16 protein-coding genes are annotated in these 15,368 nt (G+C 58.5%); 3 read left to right on the forward strand and 13 right to left on the reverse strand.

Annotated features, from left to right (window positions below):
- Window positions 1–25: 25 nt before the first annotated feature.
- The 5 genes from DI396_RS09695 to DI396_RS09715 all read right to left on the reverse strand — a co-directional run bounded on the left by DI396_RS09695 (window position 26) and on the right by DI396_RS09715 (window position 3,979).
- Window positions 26–373, reverse strand: a complete 348-nt coding sequence (locus DI396_RS09695) for a hypothetical protein (RefSeq protein WP_162617198.1) — start codon at window positions 371–373, stop codon at window positions 26–28.
- A complete protein-coding gene (locus tag DI396_RS09700) occupies window positions 370–666 on the reverse strand; it encodes a hypothetical protein (RefSeq protein ID WP_162617199.1) in 297 nt (98 codons plus the stop codon). The genes DI396_RS09695 and DI396_RS09700 overlap by 4 nt, the downstream gene beginning before the upstream one ends.
- Before the next feature lie 143 nt (window positions 667–809).
- Window positions 810–2,360: a DHA2 family efflux MFS transporter permease subunit gene (locus DI396_RS09705; RefSeq protein ID WP_110796002.1), complete on the reverse strand. Its 1,551-nt coding sequence runs from the start codon at window positions 2,358–2,360 to the stop codon at window positions 810–812.
- Window positions 2,347–3,507: an HlyD family secretion protein gene (locus tag DI396_RS09710; RefSeq protein WP_110796003.1), complete on the reverse strand. Its 1,161-nt coding sequence runs from the start codon at window positions 3,505–3,507 to the stop codon at window positions 2,347–2,349. The genes DI396_RS09705 and DI396_RS09710 overlap by 14 nt, the downstream gene beginning before the upstream one ends.
- A complete protein-coding gene (locus DI396_RS09715) occupies window positions 3,500–3,979 on the reverse strand; it encodes a MarR family winged helix-turn-helix transcriptional regulator (protein ID WP_235851808.1) in 480 nt (159 codons plus the stop codon). Before DI396_RS09715 ends, DI396_RS09710 begins: the two co-directional genes overlap by 8 nt.
- A 71-nt stretch (window positions 3,980–4,050) precedes the next feature.
- Between DI396_RS09715 and DI396_RS09720 the strand changes: the two genes are divergently transcribed.
- Both DI396_RS09720 and DI396_RS09725 read left to right on the forward strand, forming a co-directional pair.
- On the forward strand, window positions 4,051–4,509 hold the full coding sequence (locus DI396_RS09720) for a universal stress protein (RefSeq protein WP_110796004.1): 459 nt from the start codon (window positions 4,051–4,053) through the stop codon (window positions 4,507–4,509).
- Window positions 4,510–4,798: 289 nt separating this feature from the next.
- Complete coding sequence (locus tag DI396_RS09725; RefSeq protein ID WP_110796005.1) at window positions 4,799–5,449, forward strand: RluA family pseudouridine synthase; 651 nt, start codon at window positions 4,799–4,801, stop codon at window positions 5,447–5,449.
- A 90-nt stretch (window positions 5,450–5,539) separates the two neighbouring features.
- Here DI396_RS09725 and DI396_RS09730 read toward each other — a convergent pair whose 3' ends face one another.
- Window positions 5,540–6,982: an aldehyde dehydrogenase family protein gene (locus tag DI396_RS09730; RefSeq protein ID WP_110796006.1), complete on the reverse strand. Its 1,443-nt coding sequence runs from the start codon at window positions 6,980–6,982 to the stop codon at window positions 5,540–5,542.
- Between the two features lie 183 nt (window positions 6,983–7,165).
- Between DI396_RS09730 and DI396_RS09735 the strand changes: the two genes are divergently transcribed.
- Window positions 7,166–7,819, forward strand: coding sequence for a peroxiredoxin (locus DI396_RS09735; protein WP_110796007.1), 654 nt, complete (start codon window positions 7,166–7,168; stop codon window positions 7,817–7,819).
- Window positions 7,820–8,041: 222 nt separating this feature from the next.
- Here the strand turns inward: DI396_RS09735 and pnp are convergent, their stop codons facing one another.
- From pnp to rbfA, 7 genes are all read right to left on the reverse strand, one after another.
- A complete protein-coding gene (pnp, locus tag DI396_RS09740; protein WP_110796008.1) occupies window positions 8,042–10,174 on the reverse strand; it encodes a polyribonucleotide nucleotidyltransferase in 2,133 nt (710 codons plus the stop codon).
- A gap of 496 nt (window positions 10,175–10,670) precedes the next feature.
- Window positions 10,671–10,940, reverse strand: a complete 270-nt coding sequence (gene rpsO / locus DI396_RS09745; RefSeq protein WP_110796009.1) for a 30S ribosomal protein S15 — start codon at window positions 10,938–10,940, stop codon at window positions 10,671–10,673.
- A 352-nt stretch (window positions 10,941–11,292) separates the two neighbouring features.
- Window positions 11,293–12,366 carry a calcium-binding protein gene (locus DI396_RS09750; RefSeq protein ID WP_162617200.1) on the reverse strand — a complete coding sequence of 358 codons (1,074 nt, stop codon included), beginning with the start codon at window positions 12,364–12,366 and terminating at the stop codon, window positions 11,293–11,295.
- Between the two features lie 180 nt (window positions 12,367–12,546).
- Window positions 12,547–13,068: a DUF1643 domain-containing protein gene (locus tag DI396_RS09755; protein WP_110796011.1), complete on the reverse strand. Its 522-nt coding sequence runs from the start codon at window positions 13,066–13,068 to the stop codon at window positions 12,547–12,549.
- 92 nt (window positions 13,069–13,160) lie between these two features.
- On the reverse strand, window positions 13,161–14,075 hold the full coding sequence (truB, locus tag DI396_RS09760; RefSeq protein ID WP_110796012.1) for a tRNA pseudouridine(55) synthase TruB: 915 nt from the start codon (window positions 14,073–14,075) through the stop codon (window positions 13,161–13,163).
- Between the two features lie 113 nt (window positions 14,076–14,188).
- Entirely contained in the window at window positions 14,189–14,974 is a 786-nt protein-coding gene (locus tag DI396_RS09765) for a phosphodiester glycosidase family protein (RefSeq protein WP_110796013.1), read from the reverse strand.
- Window positions 14,949–15,344, reverse strand: coding sequence for a 30S ribosome-binding factor RbfA (gene rbfA / locus DI396_RS09770; protein ID WP_110796062.1), 396 nt, complete (start codon window positions 15,342–15,344; stop codon window positions 14,949–14,951). The genes DI396_RS09765 and rbfA overlap by 26 nt, the downstream gene beginning before the upstream one ends.
- Between the last annotated feature and the right edge of the window lie 24 nt (window positions 15,345–15,368).

Here is a 15,368-nt window from a genome sequence, read left to right on the forward strand (position 1 = left end):
TTTTTTCCTTTAGTCTAATTGCAAATCAGCCGACTGTGAAACGGCAAAGCACGGTGTTGCTTTGTTCTAGGTCAGGACCCCAGATCAGCCGGGCAGTGTCACCCCATGTGATGTCGTTATACCTAAATTTGGGACCGACCGCTGCGGCGGTATAGACACGTGCTTGCGCCCAGCCGGAGGCCTCGAACATGGGCCTGTCCCATCCGCCAGGCTCTTCGGATATGTCAAACCCACAGGGCGCTTGACCGGCGACCGGGTGCCTCTCGCTTTCGCAAGATTTATCGAACGGCGCGGTGTGTATGACGCGGCATTGCCAGCTGTCATCGCTGACCACAACCGTTCCGCCGGTGGCATCCCGGATCTGTAGGATCACGCCACCATCCCCCATTTGTTGACGGGGGTGCCGATATATTCCAGCCCCGTGTCATTTTGTTTGAAGTCTTTGGCGACGAGGCCAATCACAAATGGCGGTTCTGCCTCGAACGAGAAGTTTTCCGCGTTGAACGAACGCTCGGTCGTGATGGGAACGCTGTCTTCGACCACTTGCGTGCCATTTAGGCGCATCTCAAACCAGTTGTCGGCCCATACATCCACGTCATAGGTTTCGCAATGTAGTGGCCCGCTGGATACGCATAATGTGGTCAGAACCATGGATAACATACACATGACACTCTCCGGGCTGCTGTCGATTAAACCTTACACGGTGCGTTTGCTGATTTCCGGCGGTTTATTGGCGTTGGCAGAAGGCGAATTTTGCGCGTATGCCAGCAAGGTTAGCGCGCAGCATCCTTGGGGCGGCCGTCGTCTGGTTAGGCGGTGGATTTGCCGGCGCGCCACATAAACCAGGTCGGGATCAGGGCGATCAAGAAGACGCCGCAGATGATCATAAAGCCATCCTGAAACGCGGCATTTGACGCTTGAATCACGACGGTCTGCCCCAGAAACGAGGCCGCAGCGGGCATCAGTTGGGCGTCGGGCACCCCTGACGCGTGCATCAGGCCAGCCACCTGACCCAACAATTCCATCGCGGTCGCGTTGTCACTGGTCTGGGTGGCCGCGAAGGCATCCGCGTGCATGATCGTGCGCCGCTCTATGAAGACGGTCAAAAGGTTGACCCCAAAGGCGCCGCCAAGCTGGCGGATGAAATTCACCGCGCCGGACCCCTGGCCGAGAAGATGGTGGGGCAAAACCATGAGGGATCCCGAGGTGATCGCCGGAAACACGAGCCCAAGCCCGATACGTGAAAGCACCGTCAACCACGCCAGCGTCCAGAAAGCGGTGTGCACATTCGCGTCGGCCATCAACCATGAGGACCAAGCGAAGACCGCCATGCCGATGCCGATCATGATCGCCGGCGTGACCTTGTCGGACAATCGTCCTGCGATTGGGAAAACCAGAAGCATCGCAAAGCCTGACGGCATCAGCAGCAGGCCCGCTTGCGTCGGCATCAGCCCCTGAATCTGCTGCACGAACACCGGCAGAAGGTAGGTTGATCCGAACAGGCCCGCCCCCATGATGAATGACACCACCGAGGCCGAAGAGAAGGCAAAGCTGGCGAAAAGTCGCATGTCCAGCATCGGTTTCGGCGTGCGTAATTCCCATAGGACGAATGCCACCGACGCGCTGGCGGAGACCGTAAAGCCCAGCAAGATGGTGTTCGAATCCCAACCCAATCTTTGCGCGTTGGACAGCGTGCTGAGCAGCACCGACAGAAAGATCGCAAGGATCGCGACGCCCACAAAATCAAAGGCGGGCCGCTTACCGCTGTCCTCACGGCCGGGAAGAAACAGGTTGGATAGAACGATTGCAATCGCGGAGAAAGGCAGACCCAGATAGAAGACGGACCGCCAGTCAAAGGCATCCATCAAGACCCCGCCGATCCAGGGCCCCAACGCCGGAGCCAACACCACCCCCACGCCATAAATACCCATGGCAGCACCGCGCTTGTCGGGCGGAAAAACCTTGAAAAGCAAGATCATCGCCATCGGTTGAACGACGCCGGCTGCTGCCCCCTGCACGACTCGCGCAAAGGTCAGAACAGATTCGTTCGGGGCGAGGCCGCCGATCACCGAACCGATCAGAAAGACCGCCATGGCAGCATTCATTGTCGCCCGCATGCCGAAGGCCCGGTCGGCCCAGTCGGCCAGAAGCATCGTTGCGGTCATCGCCGCGAGGAAGCCTGTCGAAATCCATTGTGCCTGAACCGCACTAATCCCGAAGGTCCCCATGACGGCCGGAATGGCGACGTTTACGATCGTCGTGGACAACACCACCGAAATGGTCGCCACCATGCTAGCGCCGGTCGCATACCATTTATAGGCAGGGCCATACCGTTCGAAGTAACGGTCAATCTGCGACATCAATATAGACCTCGACCATCATGCCGGGCCTTAGCTCAACGCCGTCGGCGTCGATCGAAAGCCGTATCGGCAGCCGCTGAGTCACCTTTGTGAAGTTGCCAGAGGGATTGGGGCTGGGCAGCAGCGCAAGCTGGCTGGTCGCCGCGCCGCCCACGGCAATCACCTCGCCATCGAAGGTCCGGTCAGGAATGGCGTCGACGGTGATGCGCGCCTTTGAACCGACCCGGATCTTGCCGAACTCTGTCTCTTTGACGTTCGCGTCGATCCATGTTCGGGCAGGGGCGTGATACATCAAAAGCCGCGTGCCCGGCGTCACGTATTCGCCGACATCCACGAAGGTGGCATCGACGATACCGTCAAATTCCGCAGTGAGCGTGCGGTGGACAAGGTCGGTTTCCTTCAGGCTCCGCTCGGCCTCGGTTCCGGTGCGGCCGGCCAAAACCGACGCGATTTGGCTGTCGAGCATATCCAACTGCGCAGCATCGGCTTCGACAATGGTCAGGCTGGCCCTTGCGCTTTCGATGGCCGCGAAGGCTGCGCGTTCCTGTTGCGCGGCGCTGTCAAAAGCCGCACGCGCCTCGTCAAGGCTCTGCTCGGACACGATGCTCTGACCGGCCAGTGTATTGACCCTTTCGTAGCGGCTTCGGGCATTGGTCAGGGCCGCCAGCGCCGCTTCGTGGTTCGCTTCGGCGACCGCAATGCCCGCCAAGGCCGCTTCGCGTTGCGCCGCCAGCTGTTTTTCAATCATTTTCTTGCGGGTTTCGATTTCGGTGACCTGCGCGTCGATGGCGGTAAGCTGTGAAAGCACGGCGGCGAGTTGCGGCTCTGAAGATGTGCGGTCGATCATCGCAATCACGTCATCGGCGGCGACGGTATCTCCGACCACGACGGGAAGGGATGTCACCCGCCCTGCGACCTCGCTCGACACGGTGACAACGCTGGCGGCGATCCGCGCGTCGTTGATGTGGACTTGGGTGAACCGCGCCATAAGCCATGGCGCGCCGAACCAGATCGCACCGCCGATGACGCCCGCGATGATGGCAACCCGCCCCCACCGTGTCCGGTTCCGTTTCGGCGATGCCGTCGACTTGGTCTCCGCCGGGGGCACATCGGCCGATGCCGGTGCGTCCGGCGTATTCTTATCCATTTTTGCCACTGTTCATTATCTCCAAACGCGCGAGGATCTGATTGAGGATCTGTGTGGACGCCCGTAAATCCTCCTCGGACACGTCCGTGAGGATCTGGCGCCTGTTTCCCGTCGCTATTTTCTTCATTTCACCAATTAGAGAGCTTGCCTTGGGGGTGAGCCGCAGCTTTTTGGCGCGTCTGTCTTTTTCGCAAGGCTGCCGTTCTACAAGTCCGCTGCCCTCCAGCCCGTCGAGCAGGCGGACCAGCGTCGCACCCTCGATCCCGAGAAGGCGCGCCAATTCGGTTTGCGTCACTTCTTCGTTTCGCGACAGTTCCAGAAGCACGCCCCAGCGCGCCTGCGTCAGTCCGAGTTCTCGAAATCGCAAGTCGATAGAACGCTTCCATTGGCGCGCCACCATTGCCAGTGATCGCGTGAATTCTTCCATGTGGTCGGGTTGATCTTGCATCAGTAGGGAAAACGTCGCTTGCATCTAATTAGGCACCTAATTAGTGTTGAACTAATGAATTGGCAAGTGACGAAATGAAGTAAAGAGACCATCCGATGTACACGACTATACTGCTTTGCTACGACGGCTCCCGCGAGGGGCGGTTGGCGCTTCGTGAAGGTGCGAAACTTGCCCAGATTACAGGCGCTGCGGTGTATTTGCTTGCCGTTGTTGAAAAGGCGTCGGGAAGCATGATGGCGCTGGCTGCGGACGCCGAGGCGCTGCGTCGTCAGCAAGCCGATTTCGAAGCGATCTTGGAAGAAGGCCGCCAGAGGCTGACAGCAATGGGGCTGGCCCCGGTGGTTCGTTTGGAATTTGGCGACCCGGTTGCCACGATCACAAGGATCGCGGGCGAAGTGGGGGCTGACTTGGTCATCGCCGGACACCATCGCGACGGATTCTGGTCGCACTGGTTAAGGCGCTCGATCACTGGCGGGCTTGGCGATAGTCTCGATTGCAGCCTGCTTCTCGCACAAAAAGTGGTCGAAGATTCAGAGCTTTTCCCGAAGAAATAGGCGAGGCTGCCAGCGCACGGCCTTTGACAGGACAACCCATGATCGGCCTTCGGATACGGGGCCTGTACTGTGGGGAGCATAGAGGGTGGAATACCTTGCTGTGCCCCGAAAAAACACCGAACGCGGCCGGGCCCAAATCGGGACGGTGCCAAGGGTGCGGGGCAAGGAGGGCGCAGACCTTCAGTCTGCGGATAGGATGACATCGTGGCACGGCGCAGGCGGGAAGCGAGCGATCCGAGATACGGCCCGGCCTCTTGTCAGGGCGCGCAGGGCATGCGATTTGGCAGTTATGCAAAGCGATTATAACCCTCCACAGGATCCGTTGGTGATCTTGCATGAAGACCACGAGTTGCTGGCCGTGGAAAAACCGGCGGGGCTTCTCTCTGTGCCGGGTAAGGGCGAAGATTTGGCCGATTGCCTGATCGCGCGCATACAAGCGGTGTTTCCACAGGCATTATTGGTGCACCGTTTGGATCGCGACACATCGGGCGTGATGATTTTTGCATTGACCCGCCATGCGCAACGGCACCTTGGATTGCAGTTCGAGAAACGGAAAACCCGCAAAACCTACGTGGCGCGGGTCGCGGGAATTTTGGAACCGCGCAAGGGTATGATCGATTTGCCGTTGATCGTGGATTGGCCCAACAGGCCACGGCAGATGGTGTGTCACGAGACCGGAAAACCGGCGCAAACCGAATATAAAGTTCTGAGCCACGGCGACAATGAAAGCCGCGTGCGGATGCATCCGAAAACCGGACGCAGCCATCAATTGCGGGTGCATATGCTCGCGCTCGGGCATCCGATTTTGGGTGATCCGTTTTATGCCGAAGGTCCGGCGCGGGATGCCTATCCACGGATGATGCTGCACTCCGAAGAGTTGCGTTTGGCACATCCCGATGGCGGTCACGGGATGAAATTCCGCGCGCCCGCGCCGTTCTAGGATACCGGCCACAGGGCAAAGAAAAACACCCGCAGCGTTCTGCGGGTGTTTTTGGTTTCTAGATATGATCTCGGATAATGCGGCCGTGGATCAGGCGTCGACAGACCAACCGGAGACCGCTTTGATATCGAGGAAATCTTCGATGCCGAAGACGCCGCCTTCGCGGCCATTGCCGGATTGTTTGATGCCGCCAAAGGGGGCGCCGGGGCCGCGGGGTTGGCCGTTCATTTCAACCATGCCGGAGCGCAGGACGCGCGCCATGCGGTTGGCTTTGGCACCGTCTTGGGTCTGCACATAGTTGGTCAGGCCGTAAACCGTATCATTGGCCATCTCGACGGCTTCTTCTTCACTGTCAAATGGCGAGATGCACAAAACCGGACCAAAGATTTCTTCGCGGTAGATGGTCATATCGGGCGTCACATCGGCAAAGATGGTCGGGCGCACATAGAAACCGCGATTGAACCCATCGGGGCGGCCCGGCCCACCGGTGACAAGGCGCGCGCCTTCGCTAATGCCCTTTTCGATCAAGCCTTGGATCTTGTTGAACTGCACTTCGTTCACAACCGGGCCGATGTGTCGGCCTTCGTCATGGGCGTTGCCGACCTGGACTTTGGCGACGGTGGCGGCGGCTTGCTCGACGGCCTGATCATAGATCGCACGTTCGACCAGCATCCGGCTGGGCGCATTGCACGACTGGCCCGAGTTGTTCATCATATGCATGACGCCGCGGCTCACCGCCTTGTCGTCTGCATCGGCAAAGATCACATTCGCGCCTTTGCCGCCCAACTCCAGATGAACCTTTTTCACAGTGTCAGCCGCAGATTTCGAAATCGCAGTGCCGGCGCGGGTCGAACCGGTGAAGGACACCATATCGACGTCCTTATGCGCGGTCAGCTGGGTTCCGACGCCTGTGCCGTCACCATTCACAAGGTTGAACACACCGGCAGGGATGCCTGCCGCATCGACCATTTCGGCGAACAACAGCGCATCAAGCGGGCTTTCTTCCGAGGGCTTCAACACCATCGTGCAGCCCGCAACCAATGCCGCCACGACCTTGAGCGTGATCTGGTTCATCGGCCAGTTCCACGGCGTGATCAATGCCGCGACACCAACGGGTTCATAGATGATGCGTGTGTCGTTGAATTTTTCGGACAAAGGCTTATTGAAGTCAAAGCCTTTGGCGGCGTTGATAAAGTTTTTCATGTGCGCCATGCCTGCGCCGACCTGTGCCGTGCGGGCCAAATCAATCGGCGCACCCATTTCCGTGGAGATCGCTTGCGCCATTTCTTCCGAGCGCGACATGTAAACTTCGAGAAGTTTCTCGATCAACGCGATGCGGTCTTCGGCGGGGGTGGCCGCCCATGCGGGCCATGCGGCCTTGGCGGCGGCGACGGCGGCATCGGTATCGGCCTGATCGCCCAAAGAGATCACCGCACACACTTCTTCGGTGGAGGGGTCAATCACATTGTGGTCGCGCGGCGCGGCGGGATTAACCCATGCTCCGTTGATGTAAAACTGGCGTTTTTCGATCATGATTTTCCTCCTAGGATGTCTGCCCGCCTGAACGTTCCACTCTGCGGGATCGTTTACCACGGGATTCGTGGGGCACTTTGTCACCCCACCCGAACAGTCGCAAGGGAGGGGGTGCAAATTTGCCTATTGGTGATTAGCTGAACGTAAGGTTACAAATCAGCAACGCAATAGGAGGGCCAGAACATGGCATTACGTATCAACGATATCGTCCCGAATTTCACGGCACAAACCGACCAAGGCGAGATCACCTTCCATGATTGGATTGGCGACAGCTGGGCGATCCTGTTTTCCCACCCCAAGGATTTCACCCCCGTCTGCACCACCGAATTCGGTGCAGTGGCGCAATTGGCGGCCGAATGGGAAAAGCGCGGCACCAAAGTGATCGGCCTGTCGGTGGATGGCGCCGATGAGCACAAGCAATGGAAAGGCGATATCGAAAGCTTCTCCGGCGCGACCGCCGGTTTCCCGATCATCGCCGATACGGATCTGGCGGTCTCCAAAGCCTTTGATATGTTGCCGGCCGACGCCTATCTGCCCGATGGCCGCACGCCCGCAGATAGCGCCACGGTGCGCTCGGTGTTTATCATCAGCCCCGACAAAAAGTTGCAACTCTCGATGACTTACCCGATGTCGGTGGGCCGCAATTTTGCCGAGGTTCTGCGCGCGCTTGACGGGTTGCAGCGCACCTTTGGTCAACCGCTTGCCACCCCTGCCAACTGGGAGCTTGGTCAAGACGTCATCGTCGCGCTGAGCCTTACGGATGATCAGGCGCGTGAGAAATTTGGCGAAATCGACGTCAAGCTGCCCTACCTGCGCATCGCGAAATCGCCAGCCTGACCCGGCGGCGTGACCGGATTGGGGCGATGCTCCCTTGTTCGGTAGAGGATACTTTGAATGCCCCGATCCTTGTGGTCGGGGTTTTTCATTGAGAGGTCGTGACCCGCCCCGCCCCGATACCGACATATCTCGCGGCGCTGCCGCACAACAAAAACTGCCTCACAACGAAAAAGGCTCCCGCACCTGCGGGAGCCTTTCAATTCTTGGCGATCAACCGATCAATCAGCCGTCGGATTTTTCCGCAGTGATCTCTTCGCCGGTTTCCTGATCGACGACTTTCATCGACAGGCGCACTTTGCCGCGATCGTCAAAACCGAGCAATTTGACCTTCACGTCCTGGCCCTCTTTGAGGACATCCGACGGGTGGTTCAATCGGCGGTTTTCGATTTGGCTGACGTGCACAAGGCCGTCGCGCTTGCCAAAGAAGTTCACGAAGGCGCCGAAATCGACGATCTTCACGACCTTGCCATCGTAGACCTGACCTTCTTCGGGCTCTGCCACGATCGAGTGGATCATGTCATAGGCCTTCTTGATGGCCTCGCCATTCGGGCTTGCGATCTTGATGATGCCTTCGTCGTTGATGTCGACTTTAGCGCCCGAGGTTTCAACGATCTCGCGGATCACTTTACCACCCGAGCCGATCACTTCACGGATCTTATCGGTCGGGATTTGCATGGTCTCGATACGCGGTGCGTGGACCGAGAAATCCGAAGCGCCGGTCAGCGATTTGGACATCTCTCCAAGGATATGCATCCGGCCGTCTTTTGCTTGCGCGAGGGCTTTTTCCATGATCTCGGGCGTGATGCCGGCAACCTTGATGTCCATCTGCAAAGAGGTGATGCCGTTTTCGGTGCCTGCCACTTTGAAGTCCATGTCGCCGAGGTGATCCTCGTCGCCAAGGATGTCGGTCAAGATCGCGTAGGATCCGTCTTCTTCGAGGATCAGGCCCATGGCTACACCGGCAACCGCCGATTTGAGCGGAACGCCCGCATCCATCATCGACAAGGAGCCGCCGCACACCGATGCCATCGACGAAGAGCCGTTGGATTCGGTGATTTCCGACACAACACGCAGGGTGTAAGGGAAATCGGTTGCCGCTGGCAGAACCGCCTGAAGCGCGCGCCACGCCAATTTACCGTGGCCGATTTCGCGGCGACCGGGCGAGCCAACGCGGCCCACTTCACCCACCGAATAGGGAGGGAAGTTATAGTGCAGCAGGAAGTTCGATTTATACGTGCCGTTCAGCGCGTCGATCATCTGCTCGTCATCGCCGGTGCCCAAAGTGGTGATAACCAAACCTTGGGTTTCGCCGCGTGTGAACAAGGCCGAACCGTGGGTCCGTGGCAAAAGGCCGGTTTCGCAAACGATTGGGCGGACGGTTGTGGTGTCACGGCCATCGATACGCTTGCCGGTTTTGACAACATCACCGCGCAAAACGCTGCTTTCGAGCTTCTTGAGGGCCGAACCGAGGTTCTCATCGGCCAATTGCTCTTCGCTGAGTGCGTCCTTGATTGCGTCTTTCGCTGCCGCAACAGCAGTCGTGCGCTCTTGCTTGTCGGTGATCGCATATGCGGCGCGGATTTTGTCCTCGCCTGCGGCTTTGACGGCAGCATAAAGATCGGAGTAATCCGCCGGTTGGAAGTCGAAGGGCTCTTTGGCTGCCGACTCTGCCAGCTCAATGATCAAATCGATCACCGGTTGGATTTGCTGATGCGCGAAGTTCACCGCGCCAAGCATTTCCGCTTCGGTCAATTCGTAGGCTTCCGATTCGACCATCATCACGGCGTCTTTGGTGCCAGCCACAACCAGATCGAGACGTTGCTCGGGGTTGTCGCGCAGCTTGTGCATATCTTCGACTTCGGGGTTGAGGATATATTCGCCATCGACATAGCCAACGCGGGCACCGGCAATCGGGCCCATGAACGGCGCGCCGGAAATGGTCAAAGCTGCCGATGCAGCGATCATCGCAACGATGTCGGGGTCATTGACGAGGTCGTGGCTGAGCACGGTGCACATCACCAGAACTTCGTTTTTGAAGCCGGGAACAAACAGCGGGCGGATCGGACGGTCGATCAAACGCGCGGTCAGCGTTTCTTTTTCCGTCGGGCGCGCTTCGCGTTTGAAGAAACCGCCGGGCACTTTACCCGCAGCATAGTATTTCTCTTGGTAGTGAACCGTCAGCGGAAAGAAATCCTGCCCCGGTTTTTGTTTCTTGGCGAACGTGACATTGGCCATGACAGAGGTTTCGCCCAGAGTGGCGATAACGGTTCCGTCTGCCTGACGGGCAATCTTACCCGTTTCCAGAGTGAGCTGTTCTTCGCCCCACTGGATCGATTTTTTCACTTCGTTGAACATCTAGATATCCTAATTGGGAGCACTCCCGACCCCTGCCGGGTCTCCCGTTTGCATGGCGGCCCCATTGCCGCCGACCTTTTCATCATCTCATGCGCCAAGGTCAAAGCGTCACGTCTCAGATACCGCGCCCATACAGGATTTTCAGGGGTTTGGAAAGGGGCGATGCGATCGGCCCGGTCACGTCAGAAGCGCGCCTATGGTGTAAATCGGCGCGGTGTGATGACCCAAAATTTGGCCGCTGTTTCGAGTGTATGAGGCCCATTGGTCCGCAGCAAGCATCGGTGCGCGCGTATATCGGGTGGCAATCGGGTAGAGCTGGGGGGACAGAACCGGTTTGGCCTGCTCCAAGAGGACGTGCGGGCCTGACCTATATGCACCGGGAGCATGTGAAACCGGCGTCTCAGTAGGGAGCGCAGGGGGAGTGCAACGGTCGGATCGGACGTGAAAAGGCCCCCGAAAATATCGAGGGCCTTTCGAATACAGGTATGATCGACGCTTAGCGGCGCAGGCCGAGGCGTTTGATCAGGTCTTGGTAACGCGCTTCATCTTTGGCACGGGTGTAGTCCAGAAGCTTGCGGCGCAGAGCCACCATTTTCAAAAGGCCACGACGACCGTGGTTGTCTTTTTTGTGGGTTTTGAAATGCTCGGTCAGGGTCGCGATGCGCGAGCTGAGAATGGCAACCTGAACTTCAGGCGAACCGGTGTCGCCTTCTTTGGTTGCGAATTCTTTCATGACGCGGGCTTTTTCTTCGGCAGTGATCGACATCGGGGTCTCCTTAGATTGAGGGTGGGGGCGCAAGCCGGGATGTCGTCCAGCAGGGTCCATAGAGGTCCGCACTCGAGAGGTGCAGATGCGCGCGTATAAGAGAGAATCGCTGTGAAGGAAAGAAAAATCGGATAGGCCCGCTTGGTGGAGGTTTAAACCATCAAATCGCCCGCCCGGCGCGTATCTCTTTACACCTGCCCCGGCTTGACGGATCTGCCGTTTCTTGGGGCACGCGAGGAGTCCGCGCCCTGCTTAGGCCGTTGCATTAGGCTGCGTAACGATCAAGGCGCCGAGTTTTCGGACAACCCTTGGTGATGTTGCTTGCCAACGGTGCGTAACCGCGCGGCACAGGTTAACCGGCCAAAAGCCCCGCTTGCGCCACCGATTGAGACATCAGTGTAATATCCGCCAAGGAGAAATCTTCGCCATTGCGCACCAAGACCACATCTGCGCCGTTCATTGTAACAATAACGCCGCCCGCTGCGTCAGGATCTGCGCGCAGTTCGATGTCCGGATCGGCATCGGGGTCGGTGCTGTCGTCATAGACGAGAACCAAAGTGTCGCTGCCAGCCGCAAAATCCATCACCTCGGCGCGCGCGCCATCAGGAATCCAATCGCCGGCGCAAATCACATCGGCCCCGTCGCCGCCGGTGACGATGTCATAGCATCCTGCCACAATCAGATCGTCGCCATCACCGCCATTGAGGTAATCGCCGCCATCCACATCGGAGATGTCATCAGGATCGGCATCGGCGTCATCACATAGGCCGGAAATGACGTCGTTGCCCGCGCCGCCGAACAGCGTGTCGGCCCCGAGGCCGCCATCGATGTAGTCGCTGTCAAGCCCGCCATGGAGCGCATCATTACCGTCGCCGCCGGTCAGCGTGTCGTTCCCGCTGCCCCCGTCAAGGGTATCATCGCCGTCCTCGCCGTAGAGGTTGTCATTTTCGTTATGGCCGTAAAGGAGGTCATTGCCGGCGCCGCCAAATAGGGCGTCTTCGCCATCCTCGCCGTGAAGCTCGTCGTCACCCTCATCGCCGGACAGGATGTCGTTGCCGTCTTCGCCATGAATTTCGTCGTCACCCGAAGCCCCTTCGAGCTGGTCGGCTTCCGCGCCGCCACGCAGCCAATCATCCCCTTGGGTGGTCACGTCTTCTGTCGCGGTCACGTCGTCGGTTGCCGTCGCATCCTCAATGGGGTGCTCGTCGGTGGCCTCAAGCTGCAAGTCCGAGGCAGCGCGGTCGTCGGCTGAATCGATCTCTTCAACCTCCGTCAGAAGATCGCTCACGTCCTGAACGGCGGCAGCGTTCGCGCCGCTCGGCGCATCGCTTTCTTCCGTGACTGCATCGCTTTCCTCGTCGTCCATGTTGACGAAGGCCGTTGCACCCACAACCATCATACCTAACAAACCAGCAAGCATTAACATCGTACATTTATCCCGTAATACACGCCCGACCATGCCACACAACGCGGCGCAGGTCAAACCTTCTGAGTGGAAATTGGTTAACGCAAAATTTGAAAAACGTTAACGAAATGAATGGGTTAGTCTATATGTTGTGGTGGCGTAACTTTGCCAAAACGTTAACGCACCGTTGGGCGAAGGTTGCTATCGGGGTGCGGATGCGGGCCAACGATCCGGTTGCTGCGCGTAGGCGATATAGAGCGGGTGTTTGGGGTGGCCTGCTTTGCTCAGGCCGAGGTGATAAAGCGGCTTGCCGGAGGCACGCAAAATCGCCTCAACCGCGGCGCCGCGCGCCAAATGCGCGCCGTGGGTGCCCCATGCGGCGATGACATCATCGGCCCACAGGCATCCCTCATGGATCGCCTTGTCATTCTCCGGCCCGATGGGGTCGGCTGCCGCACGCATCAATTTCGGATCCGTATCGCGCCATGCAAAAATATTGGTGACGCGAAAGCCGCCGTATCCCAATGTTCGCGCCCGCCGTTCGCAGCGTTCTACCGTGGGATCATTTTGCACTTCGGTCGCGGTCGAGGGGTTGAGCATTACAAAGAGCACGCGCTTGCCCTGCGCATCCCATTCCCGCGTGAGCGCATATCGGTAGCGTTCGCAATCGGAATAAATCGCGGTTGAGGGCGCGTCGTCTTTGGTATGGCTGCGGGTGATCATGGGGTTTCATGCCCTGATCCGACAGCGGGGTTCAAGAAGTTTTCCCCAATGCTCGGCAAAGATCACCGCATGCCGCAGTCAAACCGCTTTGCCTATTGCGTTGCGCGCACAAACACGCGGCTCGGATGCAATTCACCCGCCTTATAGACGCCAACGGCCACCGCCTCGCCATGCAGTGAGGCCCAGCATTCATCGCCGTATTCCACGTCCGATACGATCACCATGCCCGGATTGCCATTGCGCAGTTTCGCTGCGCCGCCTTCGGTGGTCTTGACCTCAGGCAGATCGGCTAAACCTTCTTCAAGCGGCAAAAGATGTGCGTCAATCTCGGGGGTTTTGGCCAATTCTTCGATCTTTTCCATACTGATCCCATCTTCTGCATCGAAGGGTCCGGACCAGACACGGCGCAGCCATTCTACATGGCCGAAACATCCCAATGCCGCGCCAAGATCACGGGCGATCGAGCGCACATAGCCGCCCTTGCCGCAGGTCATCTCCAAAATGACGTGATCCGCATCGGGGCGTTCCGCCATGAGCAATTCCTCGACATAAAGAGGACGTGCGGCGATTTCGAAATCCTCGTCACTACGGGCCCGTTTATAGGCCCGTTCGCCATCAATTTTCACGGCGGAAAACTTTGGCGGGACTTGCATGATATCGCCGACGAACTGGCCAAGGGCGGCCTTGATTTCATCGTCTGTAGGGCGCGCGTCCGAGGTGTCAGTGACTTCGCCTTCGGTGTCATCGGTGTTGGTGGCTTGCCCCAAACGTACCGAAAACCGGTAGGCTTTCATCGCGTCGGTGATATAGGGCACGGTCTTTGTGGCCTCGCCCAGTGCCACGGCCAAAACGCCGGTCGCTTCGGGATCCAATGTGCCGGCATGGCCGGCTTTCTTGGCGGAAAAGGCCCATTTCACCTTGTTCACCACGGCGGTCGAGGTGATGCCCGCCGGTTTGTCGACGACGAGCCAGCCGGAAATGTCGCGGCCTTTGCGGGTACGTGCCATAGAATGGGCCTCATAGGTTCAGATGGACTGGGTTCAGGATGGAATACGCATGATGTGAGGGCGCGGCCTACCCAATAGAGCGCCGCGCGTCAATTGCGATGCGCGGAGCACGGTTACTTGATCACCTCGACGGTGCCGACAATCGGGCCCAGATAGGTGCCAAAATTGAAGGCCGTCATGCCGCGCCGGTAAAGCCGCGAGATATTGCCGTCAAAGTAGAGCGCATTGGGCAGTTTCAGCACATCGCGGTAAAGCGTGCCAAAATCGTAAAAATTCACCGGGCTGCGCGAGATCGCAAAAACCGCGTGTTTGCCGTCTGCCGTAGTGCCGACGCCATTGCGGATGTAACGGCTGTCGCCGCCGTCGATAAAACGCGGGTGCAGCGTGCCATCAATCACCAACATCGGCCCGGATTGCGAGGCATAGCGGCATTTCGGTTTTGCGGCGATAAAAGATTTGGTTTCCATCACATCGGCGCGCCCATCGCGGATGCACAACACCCCATTCGGTAATAGACCAAAGTTGCCGCCGCCGCCGGTGGTTATCACCCGCATCGTTTCAACCCCGTCTTCGACATAATGGCCCACGGGAGAGCGATCCTCATGATACATGCCCGCATTCATCGCCATACCAAGTTGCAGGCCCTCTGGTTCCAGCATTTGGTCGATCCGTGCGAATTGGCCCAGAGGTTTGCCAGCACTGTCATTAAGAAACAGGCGCAATTCTTCGGATTGCAGATCTACGTCACAGACGGTGAATTGCGTGCCCTTGTGGGAGATGTCGTTGCAATTGGCCGCCCGGCTGGCCGTGCCCCATCCGATCGCCGCCGCCACAGTTCCCGCCACTGCGAAGCCTACCGCAGCGCGGCGGGGTTTATTCGTCGAGATCGCGGCGGACATTGTCTTGATCCAGCAGCGCGCGTGTCGCGTCCATCCGGTCAAAGGTGTCGTCAATCATGAACCGCAATTCCGGTACGTGTTTGAGCGTCATCTTGCGCCCAAGATAATGGCGCAGCTCGCCCTTGTTCTTTGCCAAAAGGGCAATCGCCAATTCCTTGTCGCCACCGCCGAGCGGCAGCGCATAGACCGTCGCAATCCGCAAATCCGGTGTGACGCGGACCTCGCCGATGGTGATCGACATACGGTTCAAATCCGGATCATGGATCTCGCCGCGCGAGAGCAATTCCGATAGCGTCCGCCGGATCAACTCGCCAACGCGGAGCTGTCTTTGGGAGGGGCCGGAGCCCTCATGATGTGCGTTCTTTGCCATGGGCTTCATCTAGTGCTTTGCAGG

The organism is Litorivita pollutaquae (genome assembly GCF_003205515.1).
GTDB classification, from domain to species: domain Bacteria; phylum Pseudomonadota; class Alphaproteobacteria; order Rhodobacterales; family Rhodobacteraceae; genus Litorivita; species Litorivita pollutaquae.